The 18011-nt window shown below is 73.0% G+C and carries 15 protein-coding genes, 1 tRNA gene and 1 other RNA gene; 7 read left to right on the forward strand and 10 right to left on the reverse strand.

The genetic code is table 11. The features are described 5' to 3' along the window. The 5 genes from ACI79E_RS06525 to ACI79E_RS06545 all read right to left on the reverse strand — a co-directional run bounded on the left by ACI79E_RS06525 (position 1) and on the right by ACI79E_RS06545 (position 5079). Positions 1-1065, reverse strand: a complete 1065-nt coding sequence (locus ACI79E_RS06525) for an ABC transporter permease (protein WP_456931715.1) — start codon at positions 1063-1065, stop codon at positions 1-3. Continuing rightward, a complete protein-coding gene (locus ACI79E_RS06530) occupies positions 1065-2165 on the reverse strand; it encodes an ABC transporter permease (protein ID WP_456931716.1) in 1101 nt (366 codons plus the stop codon). The genes ACI79E_RS06525 and ACI79E_RS06530 overlap by 1 nt, the downstream gene beginning before the upstream one ends. A 105-nt stretch (positions 2166-2270) precedes the next feature. Beyond that, the gene (locus ACI79E_RS06535) at positions 2271-3914 is read right to left on the reverse strand and encodes an ABC transporter substrate-binding protein (RefSeq protein WP_456931717.1); all 1644 of its coding nucleotides are present in this window, start codon (positions 3912-3914) and stop codon (positions 2271-2273) included. Positions 3915-4109: 195 nt separating this feature from the next. Then, positions 4110-4709 (reverse strand): recombination mediator RecR, encoded by a 600-nt coding sequence (recR, locus tag ACI79E_RS06540; RefSeq protein ID WP_456848721.1) that lies wholly within the window; start codon positions 4707-4709, stop codon positions 4110-4112. Positions 4710-4743: 34 nt separating this feature from the next. Continuing rightward, positions 4744-5079 (reverse strand): YbaB/EbfC family nucleoid-associated protein, encoded by a 336-nt coding sequence (locus ACI79E_RS06545; protein WP_419752098.1) that lies wholly within the window; start codon positions 5077-5079, stop codon positions 4744-4746. A 141-nt stretch (positions 5080-5220) separates the two neighbouring features. Here ACI79E_RS06545 and ACI79E_RS06550 point away from each other — a divergent pair, with 141 nt between their 5' ends. Beyond that, positions 5221-5586, forward strand: coding sequence for a metalloregulator ArsR/SmtB family transcription factor (locus ACI79E_RS06550; protein WP_456931718.1), 366 nt, complete (start codon positions 5221-5223; stop codon positions 5584-5586). Continuing rightward, the gene (locus ACI79E_RS06555; protein WP_456931719.1) at positions 5583-6065 is read left to right on the forward strand and encodes an SRPBCC family protein; all 483 of its coding nucleotides are present in this window, start codon (positions 5583-5585) and stop codon (positions 6063-6065) included. Before ACI79E_RS06550 ends, ACI79E_RS06555 begins: the two co-directional genes overlap by 4 nt. Positions 6066-6114: 49 nt before the next feature. Here ACI79E_RS06555 and ACI79E_RS06560 read toward each other — a convergent pair whose 3' ends face one another. Together ACI79E_RS06560 and ffs are read right to left on the reverse strand one after the other, a co-directional pair. Further along, positions 6115-8511 (reverse strand): DNA polymerase III subunit gamma and tau, encoded by a 2397-nt coding sequence (locus ACI79E_RS06560; RefSeq protein WP_456931720.1) that lies wholly within the window; start codon positions 8509-8511, stop codon positions 6115-6117. A gap of 73 nt (positions 8512-8584) precedes the next feature. Then, positions 8585-8680: signal recognition particle sRNA small type (ffs, locus tag ACI79E_RS06565), an RNA gene on the reverse strand. A 203-nt stretch (positions 8681-8883) separates the two neighbouring features. Here ffs and ACI79E_RS06570 point away from each other — a divergent pair. Then, positions 8884-9840: a DMT family transporter gene (locus tag ACI79E_RS06570; protein WP_456931721.1), complete on the forward strand. Its 957-nt coding sequence runs from the start codon at positions 8884-8886 to the stop codon at positions 9838-9840. A 47-nt stretch (positions 9841-9887) separates the two neighbouring features. On the opposite strand, the gene ACI79E_RS06575 is transcribed toward ACI79E_RS06570, so the two are convergent. Beyond that, positions 9888-9972, reverse strand: a tRNA-Ser gene (locus ACI79E_RS06575). A 163-nt stretch (positions 9973-10135) separates the two neighbouring features. Between ACI79E_RS06575 and ACI79E_RS06580 the strand changes: the two genes are divergently transcribed. Further along, on the forward strand, positions 10136-10483 hold the full coding sequence (locus ACI79E_RS06580; RefSeq protein ID WP_456931722.1) for a hypothetical protein: 348 nt from the start codon (positions 10136-10138) through the stop codon (positions 10481-10483). A 41-nt stretch (positions 10484-10524) separates the two neighbouring features. Further along, the gene (locus ACI79E_RS06585) at positions 10525-12174 is read left to right on the forward strand and encodes a serine/threonine-protein kinase (RefSeq protein WP_456931723.1); all 1650 of its coding nucleotides are present in this window, start codon (positions 10525-10527) and stop codon (positions 12172-12174) included. Between the two features lie 133 nt (positions 12175-12307). Here the strand turns inward: ACI79E_RS06585 and ACI79E_RS06590 are convergent, their stop codons facing one another. After that, on the reverse strand, positions 12308-13939 hold the full coding sequence (locus tag ACI79E_RS06590) for an ABC transporter substrate-binding protein (protein WP_456931724.1): 1632 nt from the start codon (positions 13937-13939) through the stop codon (positions 12308-12310). Positions 13940-14168: 229 nt separating this feature from the next. Between ACI79E_RS06590 and ACI79E_RS06595 the strand changes: the two genes are divergently transcribed. Both ACI79E_RS06595 and ACI79E_RS06600 read left to right on the forward strand, forming a co-directional pair. Beyond that, on the forward strand, positions 14169-14975 hold the full coding sequence (locus tag ACI79E_RS06595) for an SDR family NAD(P)-dependent oxidoreductase (protein WP_456931725.1): 807 nt from the start codon (positions 14169-14171) through the stop codon (positions 14973-14975). After that, on the forward strand, positions 14972-16780 hold the full coding sequence (locus ACI79E_RS06600) for a flavin-containing monooxygenase (protein ID WP_456931726.1): 1809 nt from the start codon (positions 14972-14974) through the stop codon (positions 16778-16780). Before ACI79E_RS06595 ends, ACI79E_RS06600 begins: the two co-directional genes overlap by 4 nt. A gap of 734 nt (positions 16781-17514) precedes the next feature. Here the strand turns inward: ACI79E_RS06600 and ACI79E_RS06605 are convergent. Beyond that, positions 17515-17856, reverse strand: a complete 342-nt coding sequence (locus ACI79E_RS06605) for a hypothetical protein (protein WP_456931727.1) — start codon at positions 17854-17856, stop codon at positions 17515-17517. Positions 17857-18011 lie beyond the last annotated feature (155 nt).

Consider the following 18011-nt stretch of genomic DNA (forward strand, 5'->3'; position numbering starts at 1 on the left):
TCACAGTGGGTTCCCCCCGGTCGCCTCGATGCCGGCCAGTCCACCCGGCCCGGCCCCCAGCGGGCCGCCGGGCACCACGGAGGTCTCCGCGGTCTCACCGGCCGCCGCCGCGCGCCGGCTGCGCAGCCGGGGGTCGGCCAGGTCGTTGAGGCTCTCCCCGACCAGCGTCAGGCCGAGGACGACCAGCACGATGGCCGAGCCGGGGAAGATCGACGTCCACCAGATGCCGCTGGTGACGTCGGACAGCGACTTGTTGAGGTCGAAGCCCCACTCGGCGGCCGCGGTCGGCTCGATGCCGAAGCCCAGGAAGCCCAGCCCGGCGAGGGTGAGGATGGCCTCGGAGGCGTTGAGCGTGAGGATCAGCGGCAGCGTGCGGGTTGCGTTGCGCAGCACGTGCCGGCTCATGATCCGCCAGTGCCCGGCGCCGACGACCCGGGCGGACTCGACGTAGGCCTCGCCCTTGATCCGCACCGTCTCGGCGCGGACCACCCGGAAGTACTGCGGGATGAACACGACGGTGATCGAGATGGCCGCGGCCAGGATGCCGCCGTACAGGCTGGACTGCCCACCGCTGATCACGATCGCCATCACGATCGCCAGCAGCAGCGACGGGAAGGCGTAGACCGCGTCGCAGACGACGACCAGCACCCGGTCCAGCCAGCCACCGAAGTAGCCGGAGACCAGGCCGAGCAGCACGCCGGCGAACAGCGACAGCACGATGGCCACCACGATGACCAGGAGCGCGGTGCGCGACCCGTAGACCACCCGGCTGAGCACGTCGTACCCGCCGACGGTGGTGCCGAGCCAGTGCTCGGCCGAGGGTGCCTGCTGGGCGCCGAAGGCGCCGTCGGCGTCCCGGAGCTGGTTGTAGCCGTAGGGCGCGAGCAGCGGGGCCAGCAGGGCGGTGAGCAGGAAGACCCCGGTCAGGACCAGCCCGACGACGAGCATCCCGCGCTGCAGGCCGACGCTCTGCCGCAGCTGGTGGACGACGGGCAGCCGGCGCCAGCCGCGGCGGGCCGGATCGGTGCCGGGGGTCTGCTCGGCGGGGGGAGCGACGGTGGCCATCAGTACCTCACCCGGGGGTCGATGAGCGCGGCGATGACGTCGACGACGAAGTTGGTGACCGCGACGATGACGGCGAGCATCGCGACGATGCCCTGGACGGCGACGAAGTCCCGCGCCTGCAGGTACTCGGCCAGCTGGAAGCCCAGGCCCTTCCACTCGAAGGTGGTCTCGGTGAGCACCGCGCCGCCCATGAGCAGGGCGACCTGCAGTCCGATGACGGTGATGATCGGGATCAGCGCGGGCCGGTAGGCGTGCTTGCGCAGCAGCCGGCGCTCGGCGACACCGCGGGAGCGGGCGGCCTCCACGTACCCCATGCCCAGGGTGCCGATGACGTTGGTGCGCACCAGCCGCAGGAAGACCCCGGCGGTGAGCAGGCCCAGCGCGATCGCCGGGAGCACCGCGTGCTCCAGGACGTCGCGGATGACCTCGCCGTTGCCCAGGCGGATCGCGTCGACGAGGTAGATCCCGGTCGGGTCGTCGAGGAACTGCAGCTCGATCTCGGCCCGGGTCGAGGCCCGGCCGGCCACCGGCAGCCAGCCCAGCCCGCTGGCGAAGACCAGCTTGAGCACCAGGCCGGCGAAGAAGACGGGGGTCGCGTAGCAGAGGATCGCGAAGACCCGGAGGACGGCGTCGGGCCACCTGTCGCGGGCGTAGGCGGCCAGCCGGCCCAGCGGGATGCCGACGACGAAGGCCACGACCAGCGCGTAGAAGGCCAGCTCGAGGGTCGCCGTCCCGAAGGTGGTGAGCACCTCGGTGACCGGGCGGCGGTCGGACAGCGTCGTCCCGAAGTCGCCGGTGAAGACGTTGCCGAGGTACTCGAGGTACTGCACGAGGATCGGCCGGTCGTACCCCGCCTCGCTCACCCGCTGCGCCAGCTCCGCGCCGGTCAGCCGGCCCCCGAGCGCGGCGGTGATCGGGTCACCGGTGGAGCGCATCAGGAAGAACACCGTCGTCACCAGGATGAAGACGGTCGGGAAGATCAGCAGGAAGCGGATCAGGATGTAGGTGCCCAGGCCACCCCCGCCGCCGCGACGTCTGCGCGCCGGCGCGTCCTCCTGGGCCGGCTCGCCGGGTGCGAGCTCGGGCGCTGCTGTGGTCATGACCTTCCTCCGTGCGTGCGTGGTCCGCACATGGGTGGCCCCGGGTGACCCCGCCGTGCGGCGGGGTCACCCGGGGCCGGTGTCGCCACCTCGTCAGGCCGGTCGTCAGCCCCGGCTCAGGGCGCCGTAGCGGAACTTGAACGACGCGTCGAGCGTGTCACCCGCGCCCTGGACGCCGGTCCGGACGACGGCGACCTGCGAGCCCTGCAGGTAGGGCACGGTGGACAGGTCCGCGGCGACGAGGTCCTGGATCTGCTCGATCAGGGCCGTCCGCTGGGCCGGGTCCGCCGTGGCCAGCTGCTGCAGGATCAGGTCGTTGACCTGCTGGTTCTCGTAGTGGTTGGAGAGGAAGTTCTCCAGCTTGAAGAACGGCGACAGGTAGTTGTCGGCGTCCGAGTAGTCCGGGAACCAGCCCAGCTGGTAGGCGGGGTACACGTCGGCGACGCGGTCCTCGGAGTACTGCACCCACTCGGTGGTCTGCAGGTCGACCTGGAACAGGCCGGTGGACTCCAGCTGGTCCTTGATCAGGGCGTACTCGTCACCGGAGGACGGCCCGTAGTGGTCGTTGGAGTACTGCAGGGACAGCTGCACCGGGGTCTGCACACCGGCGGCCTGCAGCACCTGCGCGGCCTTGTCGGCGTCCGGGCCGCCGTTGCCGTCGCCGTAGAGCTCGCGCAGCGACTCGGTGGCGCCGGTCAGGCCGTCGGCGACGTAGGAGTACAGCGGCGTGTAGGTGCCGCGGTAGACCTGGTCGGCGATCTCCTGCCGGTCGATCAGGTTGGCCACCGCCTGGCGGACGGCGAGCGCCTTGGCCGGGTCGGCGTCGGGCTGGGTGGCGCCGAAGGGCTGGGTGTTGAAGTTGAAGACGATGTAGCGGATCTCGCCACCGGGGCCGTCCACGACCTCGACCTCGTCGTTGCCGCGCAGGTCGTCGATGTCGGTCGCGCTGAGGCTGCGGAAGGCGACGTCGATGTTGCCCTCCTCGATGTCCAGCTTGAGGTTCGAGGCGTCGGCGTAGTAGCGGACGTTGACCCGGTCGGTCTTCGGCGCGCCCAGGAGGCCCTGGTAGTCGGGGTAGGCCTCGTAGGAGATCAGGTTGTTCTGGTCGTAGTTGGTGATCGTGTACGGGCCGTGGAAGGCCTCGCCGTCGACGATCTCCTGGTCGGTGGTCAGCTCGGTCGCCGAGAAGACGTCCTCGTCGACGATCGGCCCGACCGGGCTGGACAGCACCTGCGGGAAGGTCTGGTCGTTGGGCTGGGTGAGCCGGAAGACGACGGTGGTGTCGTCGACGACCTCGACGCTGCCCAGGTTGGCCAGCAGCGACGACGGGCCGTTGGGGTCGGCGATGGCGACCTGGCGGTCGAAGGAGAACTTGACGTCCGAGGCGGTCAGGTCGTTGCCGTTGGCCCACTTCAGGCCCGGCTTCAGGGTGACCGTGTAGTCGGTGGGGGAGGTGAACTCGGCCGACTCGGCGATGTCCGGCACGACGTCCGGGCTGCCGAAGTCGGTGTTCATGAGGAACGGGAACACCTGGTTCATGACGGCGAACGAGCCGTTGTCGTAGGAACCCGCGGGGTCCAGCGTCGTGATCTTGTCGGTGGTGCCGATCGTCAGCGCGTCCCCGCCGCCGCCGCCACCCGAACCACCGTCGTCGCCGTCGCTCCCGCCGCACGCGGTCAGCGCCAGCGCGGTGACCGCGAGGCCGGCCGTGGCCGCGCGCATGCGGCGGCCGGTCAGAACGGAACTCATCCGCCTACCTTCGTTCTTCCTGGGATCCCCCGCGGGCGCCGGACATCATCCGCGCCGCGGCGGGGTATGGGTGTTGGTTACCCATGCGTAGCACAAGGCGGTTCCGTCGCCGGAATCCGCTGGATGACTGTTATCGCCTCGTGACTGCGCCTCGCCGGCGCCCCCACGCGAGCCTGCGCACGGCGGGGGTCCTGCTCACGCGTCGATGCGGCGGCGACCCTCGAACGCCCGGCCGAGGGTGACCTCGTCGGCGTACTCCAGGTCACCGCCCACCGGCAGCCCGCTGGCCAGCCGGGAGACGGCCAGGCCCATCGGCCCGACCAGCCGGGCGAGGTAGGCGGCGGTCGCCTCCCCCTCGAGGTTGGGGTCGGTGGCGATGATCAGCTCGGTGACGGTGCCGTTCATCAGCCGGGTCATCAGCTCCTTGACCCGCAGGTCGTCGGGGCCGACACCCTCGATCGGGCTGATCGCGCCGCCGAGCACGTGGTAGCGGCCGCGGAACTCGCGGGTGCGCTCGATCGCGACGACGTCCTTGGGCTCCTCGACGACGCAGATGACGTCGTCACTGCGCCGCGGGTCGCGGCAGATGCGGCACTGCTCGCCCTCGGCGACGTTGTAGCAGGTCACGCAGAAGCGCACCTCGGCCTGGACCCGCTGCAGCGCCGCCACCAGGCGCCCGACGTCGGCGGACTCCGACGCGAGCAGGTGGAAGGCGATGCGCTGGGCACTCTTCGGCCCGACGCCGGGGAGCCGGCCGAGCTCGTCGATGAGGTCCTGGACGGCCCCCTCGTACACGGTGTTCCTCCAGTCGCGGAGGGGATGCTGCGGCTCAGAGGCCGGGCAGCCCCAGGCCGCCGCCGAGGCCGCCGGCGAGCGGCCCCATCCGGCTGGCGGTGAGTTCGTTGACCTGGCGCGAGGCGTCGCGCACGGCGGCGACGACGAGGTCCTGCAGGGTCTCGACGTCGGACGGGTCGACCGCCTCGGGGGCGATGGTGACCGCGGACAGCTCGCCCTGCCCGGTCATCGTCGCGGTGACGAGACCGCCGCCGGCCGAGCCGGTCACGGTCTCCTGCGCCAGCTGCTCCTGCGCGGCAGCCAGCTGCTGCTGCATCTGCTGCGCCTGCTCGAGCAGACGTGCCATGTCGGGCTGACCACCGGGGAACATGCCCCGAGAGTAGGCCGCGGGTACGACCGACGCCGGTACCGACGGGCCGAGCACCTTCTTCAACCAACGGGTTGACAACGCTCCGAGCAGAGGTCCACCCTCTTGTTCAACCGACTGGTTGAACAGGAGGGAGGTCTCCCGATGGCCGCCGATCCGCTCTCCCGGGTCTTCGCGGCCCTGGCCGATCCCACCCGACGCGACATGGTCGCCCGGCTCGCGGTGGCCGACGCCACCGTCGGCGAGCTCGCCGAGCCCTACGACGTGAGCGTCCAGGCCGTCTCCAAGCACCTGCGCGTGCTCGAGGACGCCGGCCTGGTCACCCGCAGCCGCGACGCCCAGCGCCGTCCGGTCCACCTGGAAGCGGAGGTCTTCGACCTCATGACGAAGTGGATCGAGCGCTACCGCCGTCAGGCCGAGGAGCGCTACCGCCGCCTCGACGACGTCCTCCGGTCCATGCCGGACGACGACACCCCCACCCGCACACCACCGGAAGGGAACCCGACATGACCACCGCCACGCACGAGACGCAGATCACCGCCGACACCGAGGTCCCGCTGATCCGGATCACCCGCGAGTTCGACGCCCCGCCGTCGAAGGTGTTCCGCGCCCACACCGACCCCGACCTGCCCGTCCAGTGGCTCGGACCGCGGGGGCTGGAGATGTCGATCGACCACTACGACTGCCGCACCGGAGGCTCCTACCGCTACGTGCACCGGCAGGACGGCGAGGAGTACGGCTTCCACGGCTGCTTCCACGAGGTGCGGCCCGACGAGCTGATCGTGCAGACCTTCACCTTCGAGGGGATGCCCGACGGCGTCGCGCTGGAGAAGCTCGTGCTCGAGGACCTCGGCGACGGCCGGACCCGGCTGACCTCGACGTCGCTGGTCGACTCCTTCGCCGACCGGGACGCCATGGTGGCCAGCGGCATGGAGGTCGGCATCCGCGAGGGCTACGAGCGCCTCGACGAGGTCCTCGCCCGCGGCTGACCCGCGTCCGGGACGTCACGCACGCTGCGGGCGGGCCCTGGAGGGGTCGTCAGTCGTCGATGGGGCGGGCGCCGAGCTGGGCCCGCAGCAGCGACAGCGCCGCCTGCTCGGGGTCGACCACCGGCTCCGGCTCGCGCTCCCCCGCCCCCTCCGCGGCCCGCTCGGCCATCAGCTCGCGGGCCTCAGCGACCTCCGCGGCCCGCGCCGCCTCACGCGCGGCCTCCGGGGCGACGGCGGGCCCGCCGCTGCGGGACGTGGCGCCCTCGACGACGACCTGCACCTTCCAGCGCACGCCGAGCAGCTCCTGCAGCGACTGCCGGACGACGTCCTTGTTCAGGTCGTCGCCGAGCATCTTGGCCAGCGCCGGCGAGGTGGCGGCGAGGGTCAGGGTGCCGTTGCCCAGGTCGTGCACCTGCGCGCTCTTGAGCAGCGCCTCGGTCGTGCGCTTGTGGCCGCGGACGACCTTCAGCAGCTCGGGCCACACCCGGCGGACGTCGGCGGTGGTGAGCTCGCCGTCGCCGGCCGGCTGCTCCGGCTCGGCCGAGACCACCGGGGTCGGCTCACCCCCGCGCGGCGCCGGCGAGGACTCCGCCGCGGCCCGGGGTGCGGTGTCGGCGGCCGGCCGGGGCTGCTCGAGGCGGGCCGCCGCCGCGGCCGCCGCGGCGGGGCGGGGCTGGTGCGGCCAGTCCTCGTCGTCGGTGGGCTCCGGCGGCAGGGGGATGTCCGGCTCGCCGTCGGCGACGCGGGGACGCCGCCGCTCCTCCGCCGGCGCGGGCGCCTGCTCCGGGGCCGCGGGCGGCGCGGGCCGGCGGGCGGGAGCAGCACCGGAGCCGGGCGGGGTCGTCGCCGGCCAGCCGTCGTCGGACACCGGCGCCGGGCGCGCAGCCGACGCGCCCGAGCCGGGCGGCGTGGTCGCGGGCCAGCCGTCGTCGGCGGCCGGGCGGGCCGGGGCCGGGGCAGCGGGCTGCGGCTCGGCCGCCGGCCGGGGCGGTGCCGCGGCCGCGGCCGGCGCGGTCGCGGCGGGCCCGGGTGCTGGGGTCGCGGACCGCTCCGCGGGCGGTGCGGCCGCGGGCGGTGCGGCGGCGGGCGGTGCAGCCGCGGGCCGCTCCACGGGCGCGGCCGTGGCGGCCTCGGCCACCTGCGACCTGCGCACGAACTCCCGCCGCGGCCCGCTGGGCTGCGCGGGCGCGGGCTCCGGCGGGGCGTCGTCCACCGGCGGACGACGGACCTCCGCGGGCGCCTCGGCGATCGCTCCCCCACCCGCCCGCCCGGCGTGCTCGCCGGCGATCGACATCCGGCGCTCGAGGCGCTCCAGCCGCTGGAGGGTGGCCACCGCCGAGTCGTCGGTGCCGGGCAGCAGCATGCGCGCGCAGACCAGCTCGAGCAGCAGGCGCGGCGCCGTCGTCCCCCGCATCTCGGTGAGGCCCTCGTGGACGGTGTCGGCCATCCGCGACAGCGTCGCCGAGCCCAGGGCCCGGGCCTGCGAGGTCATGAGGTCCAGCCGGTCGGGCGGGCAGTCCAGCAACCCGCTGCCGCCGGCGTCGGGGACGGCGTCGAGCACGATCAGGTCGCGCAGCCGGTCGAGCAGGTCGGTGGCGAAGCGGCGCGGGTCGTGCCCGGCCTCGACCACCCGGTCGACCGCGCGGAAGACGCCGGGCGCGTCGTGCGCGGCGAGGGCGTCGATCGTCTCGTCGAGCAGGGCGTCGTCGGTGACGCCGAGCAGCCCGACGGCGCTCTTGTAGGTGACCCCCTCGGGCCCGGCCCCGGCCAGCAGCTGGTCGAGGATCGACAGCGAGTCGCGCACCGAGCCACCCCCCGCGCGCACCACCAGCGGGAACACCGTGGGCTCGACCTGCACGCCCTCGGCGGCACAGGTCTTCTCCAGCAGGCCGCGCAGCGTCGTCGGCGGCACCAGCCGGAACGGGTAGTGGTGGGTGCGCGAGCGGATGGTGGGGAGCACCTTGTCCGGCTCGGTGGTGGCGAAGACGAAGACCAGGAACTCCGGCGGCTCCTCGACCACCTTGAGCAGGGCGTTGAAGCCCTGCGTGGTCACCATGTGCGCCTCGTCGACGATGTAGACCTTGTAGCGGCTGCTCACCGGCGCGAAGAAGGCCCGCTCGCGCAGGTCGCGCGCGTCGTCGACACCACCGTGGCTGGCCGCGTCGATCTCGATGACGTCGAGCGAGCCGGGGCCGTCGGGGGCCAGCGCGACACAGGAGGCGCACACCCCGCAGGGCGTGGACGTCGGCCCCTGCTCGCAGTTCAGCGACCGGGCGAGGATCCGCGCCGAGGAGGTCTTGCCGCACCCGCGAGGGCCGCTGAACAGGTAGGCGTGGTTGATCCGCCCGCCGTCGACGGCGTTGACCAGCGGGGTGGTCACGTGCTCCTGGCCCACCACCTCGGCGAAGGTCGCCGGGCGGTACTTCCGGTAGAGCGCCAGTGCCACGGGGCGAGGTTACGTGGGACGGGCGACGGATCGGCGCACCACCGGTGTGACCCCGTCGCGGCCGGGCCGGCAACGAAGGGACCCCCCGCGCACCCGCCAGAGCCCGCTTATCCTTGCTGCCTTCCGGCCCTGGGGAGGTTCACAGGATGACGCCACGCGAGGGGTCGCCTCCCACTGTAGGTCACAACTCGCGGGACGCCGTCGCAGCCCCCCACTACTCTTCGTCGGCATGACGCCCCGGCGCGCCCTCGTCCTGCCCCCGCCCCGCTCCTGACCCGGAGCACCGCGGGCTGACCCCGCCCGGCACCGCGCCGGGCACCTGCGCCGTGCTCCGGACCGCCTCCCCGATCCGGACCAGCGACCAGGAGCGTCATGTCCACCCCCACCCGCGCCGCGACCAGCGGCTCCCCGGCCGCGCCTGCGACCGGCGGTTTCCTCTTCGTCGTCCTCGCCGCCCTGTGCTGGGGGACGGCCGGTGTGAGCGGCCGCGTCGTCGCCGACCGCACCGACCTCGGTCCCCTCGACATCGCCTGGCACCGCATGGCGATCGGCGCCGTCGTGCTGCTCGCCGCGCACGTCCTCACCCGGCGCCGGCGCGCCGGCGCGGCCGTCCCGCTCACCCGCCCGGTCGCCGTGCGGCTCGCGCTGGTCGCCGCCGGGCTGGCCGCCTACCAGCTGGCCTACTTCGCCGCCGTCGCGGGGGCCGGGGTGAGCGTGGCCACCCTCGTCGCGCTCGGCCTGGCACCGCTGCTGATCGCCCTGGGCGCGGCCCTGCTGGGCCACGGCCGGCCGGACCGGGCGACGCTGCTGGCACTCGGCACCGCGCTCACCGGGCTGGGCCTGCTGGTGGGGCTCACCGCCGGCGCCTCGGCCGGGACGGCGGTGCTGCTGGGCGCCCTGCTCGCGGTCGGCTCCGCCCTCGGCTACGCCGTGGTGACCCTGGCCAGCGGGGCGGTGCCGGCCGGCGTCCCGGTGACGCTGGCCGGCTTTGCCGGTGGGGCGCTGCTGCTCACCCCGGTGGCGCTGGCGGCCGGCCTGCGGCTGACCGGCGAGCCGGTCGCCCTGCTCACGCTGCTGTACCTGGGGGCGGTGCCCAGCGCCGCCGCCTACGCGCTGTTCTTCCGGGGCCTGCGCACGGTGCCGGGCGCGGTGGCGGCGATCGTCACCCTGCTGGAGCCCGTGACGGCGACGGTGCTGGCCACCGCCTTCCTCGGCGAGCGGCTCCCGGTGGGCGCGCTGCTCGGCGGGCTGCTGGTGCTCGTCGCCGTGGCCGGGCTCTACCTGCGCCGGCTGGGCGCCCGGGACGTCGCCGCCGAACCGGGGGCCTGAGACGCACGGAGGCCGGGCCCCGCTGGTGCGGGACCCGGCCTCGGGTGCGGAGGATGGGAGATTCGAACTCCCGAGGGGTTGCCCCCAACCCGCTTTCCAAGCGAGCGCCATAGGCCACTAGGCGAATCCTCCAACTGCGCGGGCCAGGATACCGGGCGCCGTCCGGCCGGTCAGCCGCGGCACCCGGCCGGGGCCGGATCCGGGCGGGCGCGGGGCGGTGTTTCCCGGCGGTCGGGTGGGGCAGGGTGGTCCGGAACGGGATCACCCCGCCCGTGCAACACGAGAGGACGCCCCCATGAGCGAGACCGAACAGCTCCGTCCCGACGTCGTGGAGGCCATCGTCGCGGTGCTCCACGGCGCCGACCCCTCCGGCCTGCCGCCGACGGCGACCAAGGAGGAGAAGGACGCCGCGAAGGACCGCTACCTGTCGGAGTTCGTCGCCGAGCGCAGCAAGCGCGACCGGCAGACACGGGCGTGGGAGCTGCTGCTCACCCGCAGCTACGACGAGCCGCCGACCTGGGAGCGGCTCTTCGACGACCTCCCCCCCGACGCCGCCCACGAGCTCGGCGAGCTCTACGACGCACTGCCGGCCGGGGCACAGGAGGAGTACGCCCGCCGCTTCGGCGTCCCCAGCGGCGTCTGACCGGCACGCACGGCGGGTTCGCCGGACAGGACGCTGCCTCGATGACTGCACCGGGCCACCTGGTCGCCGGACGCTACCGGCTGGTCGCGCGCATCGGCGGTGGCGGCATGGGTGCGGTCTGGCTCGGCCGCGACGAGCGGCTCGGCCGCCAGGTGGCGGTCAAGCAGGTGCTGCCGCCGGCCGGTGCCGGCCCGTCGGCCGTCGACCAGCAGCGCCAGCGGGCGCTGCGGGAGGGGCGGATCGCCGCCCGGTTGAGTCACCCGCACGCCATCTCCGTGTTCGACGTGGCGGTCGAGGACGGCGCGCCGTGGCTGGTCATGGAGTACCTGCCCTCGCGCAGCCTGGCGGAGGTGGTGCAGGAGGACGGCGTCCTGCGGGTGGACCAGGTGGCGCAGATCGGGGCGCAGGTCGCCGACGCGCTGGTCGCCACGCACGCCGCGGGCATCGTGCACCGCGACGTGAAGCCGGCCAACGTGCTCATCGGGCAGGGGCCGGACGTGGAGGGCCTGGTCAAGATCACGGACTTCGGCATCTCCCACGCCACCGGGGACGTGACGCTCACGCAGACCGGCCAGATCACCGGCACGCCGGCGTTCCTCGCGCCCGAGGTGGCACAGGGCGCCGAGATGACGCCCGAGAGCGACGTGTTCTCCCTGGGCGCCACCCTGTACACCTGCCTGGAGGGCCAGCCCCCGTTCGGCATGGACGACAACGCCCTGCGGTTGCTGCACCGTGTGGCCGCGGGCGGCCCCCTGCCCCCGCGCCGCGCCGGCTCCCTCACCGGGCCGCTGACCCGGATGCTCGCCGACGACCCGGACCAGCGGCCGACGATGACCGAGGTCCGCGACGAGCTGGCCCGGCTGGCGGCCGGCCGGGACGGTGACCCGACCACGGTGCTGCTCGCCCGGACCATCCTGCGTTCCTCGACCAACCGGCAGCGGACCATGGAATGGGCCACCGGCGCAGCCCCGGCCGTCGCCGCCGGGGCCGGCGACACCGGGGTGCAGGGCGCGCCGCCCGCCGCATCGCCGCCCACGCCTCCTCCGTCCGCCGGCGGCCCGCCCCCGGCGACGCCGTCGCCGCCGGTGTCGGTGGGCAGCGCCCGGCCCCGACGGCGCCGGCCGTGGCTCGTCGCGGCGCTCGTGCTCGTGCTCCTGCTGGCCGGCGGTGGGCTCCTCTGGTCCACCACCCGCGGCGGCGATCCCGGGACGACGGCCGACGCAGGCGGCACGCCGTCCCCGTCGCAGGTCGACGACTCGCCGGGTTCCGCGCCGCCCGACAGCTCCGCCGCCGAGTCGACGTCCGCCGACGAGACCGCCTCCGCACCCGACGACGACTCCGCGGACGCTCCGGCCGACGAGCCGGAGGCCGTCGCCGAGCAGACGCTGGAGGAGTACTACGCGTTCCTGCCCGAGGACCCGGACGCGGCCTACGCGATGACCGGCCCCACCCTGCGGAACGCCGCCGGCCGCGACTACTACCGGGACTTCTGGGCGCCGTGGTCGGAGGTGGAACTGGCCGGCCTGCGTGACGTCGAGGAGGACGAAGGCGTGATCACCGCGACGTCGGAGGTGCGCTTCACGCGGGACGACGGCAGCTCGGAGGTGGAGTTGCACGAGCTGCGGTTCACCCAGGACGACGACGGCCGGTGGCTCGTCGACCTCGACCGGTACGTCCAGACCATCGGCTGACCACCGCCCCACGAACGACGGGAGGACGACACCAGCCGTCGACGGGTCCTGCGGTGCGGCTCGTTCGGCGTCGGTGCGCGGCCACACGCACGAGGGCCCGGGGGCGGGCTCGGCCACCGGGCCCTCCGCGCGATCAGCCGGTCACTCCCACGTACCGCAGGTCGGCGGAGTAGGCGGGGCGGTAGCCCTCCGGGAAGGCGGCCTCGTCGGTCCAGGCACTCGGCGGGGAGTGCGCCAGGATCGGGACGTTCTTCCGGATCTCCTTCTCCTCCTCGACCATCCTGTGGATGCCGGGGAGCCGGTCCTCCGGTGTCGCGCCCTCCAGTGCCCCCAGCCAGGCCTCCTGGAACTCGGGGGTGGTGGTGTTCCAGGGGTTGGAGAACTGGCCGGGGAGGTTGTGTTGGTAGGCGCTCGTCACGTCGTAGAACGGGGGTGCCATGCCGGGCATCACGTTGCCCTCCTGGCGACCGAAGAAGGTGACGCCGGCGCTCGATGCCTCGATGACCCGGCTGGTGCCCCGTAGGCCCACCTCGGCCAGCATCGGCAGGAGCGCCTCGGCCACGGCGCGGTGGTCGTCCAGGCTGGGCACGACCATCTCGAAGTCGACCCCGTCGGGGTACCCGGCCTCCGCCAGCAGCTGCCGGGCCTTGTCCGGGTCGTAGCTCCACCGCGGGTCGTCCGGGTGCACGTCCTCGTGGTGGGCCCAGTACTCCGGCGGCATGAACTGCGCCACCGGAGTGCTCAGCCCGAAGAACACGCCGTCGGCGATGGCCTGCCTGTCGATGGCGTGCTCCAGCGCCTGACGGACCCGGAAGTCGTCGAACGGCGCCTTCCCGGTGTTCATGTACATCTGCAGGACCGTCAGGCTCTCCGACGGTGCGGTGTTCAGGCCGAGCTGGGCCGTCTGCTCGGCCTGCGAGGGGTCGAGGTAGGTCAGCTCCGCCTGTCCGGTCTGCAGCATGTTCAGCCGGGTGGTGGCCGTCGTCTGGATGTAGATCTCGTAGTGGGCGGCACCGGCGGCCTCGGGATCCCAGTAGTCCTCGTTCCGGTCGTACCGGGAGACCTGGCCGGGGACGTACTCGGTCAGCGTGGCGAACCCGGAGCCGACCGGGTTCTGGTCCAGGTCGGGGTTGTCGAACGCCGCCGGGCTGGCCATCGAGCCGACGTTGCTGCTGAACATCGCGGGCAGGTTGCCACCCGGACCGGACAGGTTGACGCGCACGGTGTACTCGTCGACCACCTGCACGTCGGACACCCGCGCCAGCGCACCCTTGTGCACGCTCTCCGGCAGGGTCATCGCCCGGTCGAGGTTGGCCTTGACCGCTTCGGCGTCGAAGTGCGTGCCGTCGATGAAGTCGACGTCATCACGCAGTTTCATGACGAAGGCGGTCTCGTCGTCGACGAACTCCCACTCCGTGGCCAGCTGAGGAACGAGGTCGCCGTCCGCCTCCTCGCGGATCAACTGGTCGTAGACCAGCCGGAGGAAGATCATGTCGAAGGCGTTCGACGACCGGGCCGGGTCGAAGTTCGTCGGGTTCTGCACGAAGACGTACCGGAACGTGCCATCCGGATCGCGCTGGTCGTAGTTCGCGCCGATGGTGTCGAGGCCCTGCGAGACGCCTGCGGCCCGGCCGCCCTCGCTCTCACCCCCTGATCCGCCGTTCGAGGCGCCGCCGCAGGAGGTCACCGTCAATCCGGTGACCACCAGGGCGCTGAGCAGCCATCTGGTCCGCCGGCCGCGCATCGTCCTCGCTGGGTTCCTCATGAGACCTTCCTGCCGTCACGGAGAGCGGAGAGGTCGGCGGGGCCGTTCGGCCGGCGCGTTCCGTCGACCGACGCTAAGGGCGCGACGCCGGGCCGGACACGGACGCCCGCACACCCGATGGCCGCGGAAAGTGGCCCCGCGCACATGTCCCCCTCGTCGCCTCGCCAGCGACGGTGGTGCGCGACGTCGGGGACGTCGATCACCCATCCCTGCTGGAAGGAGGGCGACGATGGCGCAGCTCGAGGGGAAGACCGCCGTCATCACCGGCTCGGGTCGCGGCCAGGGTCTCGCCGCGGCGCTGTTGTTCGCCGCCGAGGGCGCGCGGGTCGTGGTCAACGACCTCGACCCGGGATCGGTGGACGAGGCCGTGGCGGAGATCCGTGGCGCGGGGGGCCAGGCGGTGGGCGTCGTGGGTGACGTCTCCGATCCCGACGACGTGCAGCGGATCCTGGGTGCGGCCCAGGGGTTGGGCGGCCTCGACGTCCTCTACAACAACGCCGGGATCGGCAACTCGGCGACCAGGCGGTTCGGCATCGGGATGAGCGACATCGTCAACTGCACCCTGGAGGACTGGAACCGCATCATCGCCATCAACCTCACCGGCTCCTTCCTGACCTGCAAGTACGGCATCCCGATGCTCATCGAGCGGGGTGGCGGCGCCATCATCAACACCGCCTCCATCCACGCGATCGTCGGCATGTCCAGCGCGCACGCCTATTCAGCGACCAAGGGCGGGCTGACGGCGATCACCCGCGCGATCGCCGTCACCTACGGGCCGCAGGGCGTCCGGTGCAACGCGATCCTGCCGGGCGTGGTGGAGACCGAGATGATCGGCGACGCGCTCGCCTCCCCGGAGATCCGCGACCGGTTCGTCCAGGGGACGCCGTCGCGCCGCGCCGGTACCGCCCAGGACATGGCCGACGTCGCCCTGTGGCTGGCCGGCGACGGCTCGTCGTTCGTCAACGGCCAGGACATCGTCGTCGACGGCGGGGCGTCGATCTACACGGCCCTGATCGCCGGCCGGAGCTCCCGGTGACCCCGGCGGTGCCGGCGGCCGCGACGCCGTTGACCCCCGAGGAGGCGCAGCGGAAGTACGCCGAGGAGCGGGCGAAGCGGCTGCGCGCCGACGGGCTCGACCAGTACGTCCACCTCGAGGGCGACCTGGAGCGCCTCGCCGAGGACCCGTGGGCGGAGACCGACGGATCGCGCGACCCGATCGAGGCCACCGTCGACGCGGTGCTGCTGGGCGCCGGCCTGGCCAACCTGCAGATGGCCGTGTGGCTGCGCGAGGTGGGCCTCGAGCGGATCATGATGATCGACAAGGCCGCCGACGTGGGCGGCACCTGGTACTGGAACCGCTACCCGGGCGCGCAGTGCGACACCGAGTCGCACGTCTACCTGCCGCTGCTCGAGGAGACCGGGTACATCCCGACCGAGAAGTACGCCCGGCAGCCGGAGATCCTGGAGCACTGCCGGCGGATCGCGCGGCACTTCGACCTGTACCGCGACGCCGTCTTCCAGACCGAGGTCCAGGAGGCCCGCTGGGACGACGCCGACTCCCGCTGGGTGGTCAGCACCAACCGCGGCGACACCATCCGCAGCCGGTACCTCGTCGTCGCCCCCGGACGCCTGCAGAACCCGAAGCTGCCCGGGATCAAGGGCATCGAGTCGTTCCGGGGCCGCAGTTGGCACACCAGCCGGTGGGACTCCGCCTTCACCGGGGAGGACCTGGAGAACCTGGCCGACAAGCGGGTGGGCGTCATCGGCACCGGCGCCACCGGCATCCAGGTCGTGCCGCGGCTCGCCGAGGCCGCGAAGGAGGTGTTCGTGTTCCAGCGGACGCCGGCCGCGCCCTGGGCGCGCAACAACGCCCCCACGCCCGAGGACTTCGGCAAGGACCTCGAGCCGGGCTGGCAGTACCGGCGCATGTGGAACTTCACCGCGGTGTCCACCGGTTTCCCCGCCCCGGACGGCGAGCCGGACATGGTGCAGGACGGCTGGACGGAGATCGCCCAGTTCCTCGCCTCGGCCACCGCCGCGGGGAAGCCCCTCCAGCACGCCGATCTCGAGGTCATGGAGCGGATCCGCAACCGGGTCGACGAGGTGGTCGAGGACCCCGACGTCGCGGCGGCGCTCAAGCCGTACTACAGCTACGGCTGCAAGCGCCCCAACTTCCACGACGAGTTCCTGACCTCGTTCAACCGGCCGAACGTGCACCTGGTCGACACCGACGGCCGGGGCCCGGACGAGATCACCGAGCACGCCGTGGTGGTGGACGGCCGGGCCCACGAGGTCGACGCCCTGGTGTTCGCCACCGGCTTCGACCTGGGCATGGGCTTCCTCTACGGCACCGGGCTGCGCATCATCGGCCGCAGCGGGGAGCTGCTGTCGGACAAGTGGTCAGCGGGTCTGCGGACGCTGCACGGGATGCACACCCACGACTACCCGAACGCGTTCTTCTTCGGCTTCACCCAGACGGCGTTCTCGGTCAGCTACACGCACATGGCGCTGGAGCAGACCAAGCACGCCGCGCACATCATCGCCGAGGCCGAGCGGCGCGGTGCGGTGATCGAGGCGACGAAGGAGGCGGAGGACGAGTACGTGCACCACGTCCGCAGCCGGAGCATGAGCCCGCAGGTGATCGCGGCGCTGAACGCCTGCACCCCCGCCGCGGGCAACAACGAGGGGAATGCCGCCGACCCGAACACGTTGGCGGCCGGGCGTTACCTCCCCGCCGGGAACACCTTCTTCGAGATGCTGCGGGCCTGGCGCGACGCGGGCGACTTCGCCGGGCTGACCCTCACCCCTCGGAACGGTTGCGGCGGTCAGCGCGCGTCGTAGTCCGGTGGTCGACGCGTCCAGCCGCGATCCCGGAGATGACGGACGCCCGGACCCACGTTCCGTGGGTCCGGGCGTCCGGGATGTCTCGCGACACCACATGGCGGCCCTTCGACAGAATCCCCATCCCCGCAGATCAACCGGCATTTCGACAGAAGGGGAATCGTGATCTTGCACAGGGTCGGTCCACGCGCTTGCACACCCTTGTGGTGCGCTGTGGCCCGCCCATTCGGGCGGGCCACAGCAGTGGAGCTAGGACGCCGATCGCATCCCCTCGGCCGGTGACGACCGCTCCCGACAGATCCGACAGACGTCGGGTGCGGGATTCTCCGTGGAGTGGAGCCGAGCTGCGTCAGTGGTGATCCACTCGTCCTGATGCCGTTCCCAGAGGCGCGGGTAGGACTTGCGTAGGGCCTTCTCTGTCTCGTGAACCGCCTGCCAGAGGAGGTCACCGCCCGGCAGGTCATGAGCGGTGTGCTCGATGGCGGCGACCGAGAGCCGTTCGCGTTGGGCCAGGAGGCGCCGCCGCAGGTAGTCGTGCAGCGGTTCGGGCTTCTGCGAGCCCGGGTCGTGTGGGTTGGAAGACATCGTGTTCTCCGTGCCGATCGGCGTCCTCGGCACCTGCTTCGTCGGTGCCGGGTGACGCGGACGGGGCCGGACCCCGTCCGCATCACCCCTGGGCGCGCCCCGCGAGATAACAACCCGCGCGGTGCCCCGGCCGGTGCTCAGTCCCTCAGCTAGCTCAAGATGAGCCGCGCCTCGTGGGCCAGGTTGGACAGCCGGGCCTCGAGCCTGCCGAGTTCGCGCGCACAGTCGAACGACTGATCGGTGCTGTCGCACTGCATGCAGGCTCGGGGAATCCGCTCGAGGCGCGCCAGCAGCAGCTCCGCAGCAGCGCGGAGCACGGCGAACTGCTGCGGGCCGGGCCCCCAGGACAGCGGGAGAGGCAGCCGTCCGGTGGGCAGCCCGAGGACCTCGGCGGCCCGGGCCAGCATGGCCCGGTCCGACAGCGTGGCGATCCGGTCCGAGGGCCACGGCTCGTGGCGGTCGGCGACGGACGGGAAGGGGAGCACGGACATTCCGGCACCTCCAACGATGGCGACCCTTCCGGGCCGTGGCGGGCGATCCGCGCCGACAGCCGTGCCGCCGCCTCAGTCCCCAGCATTCGACCGGCCGGGCTGCTCGGCGGCCTCGTAGCCTCGGCGGCGCAGAACGAGACCGACCCCTCGGTTCC

Source organism: Geodermatophilus sp. SYSU D00079, assembly GCF_054050635.1.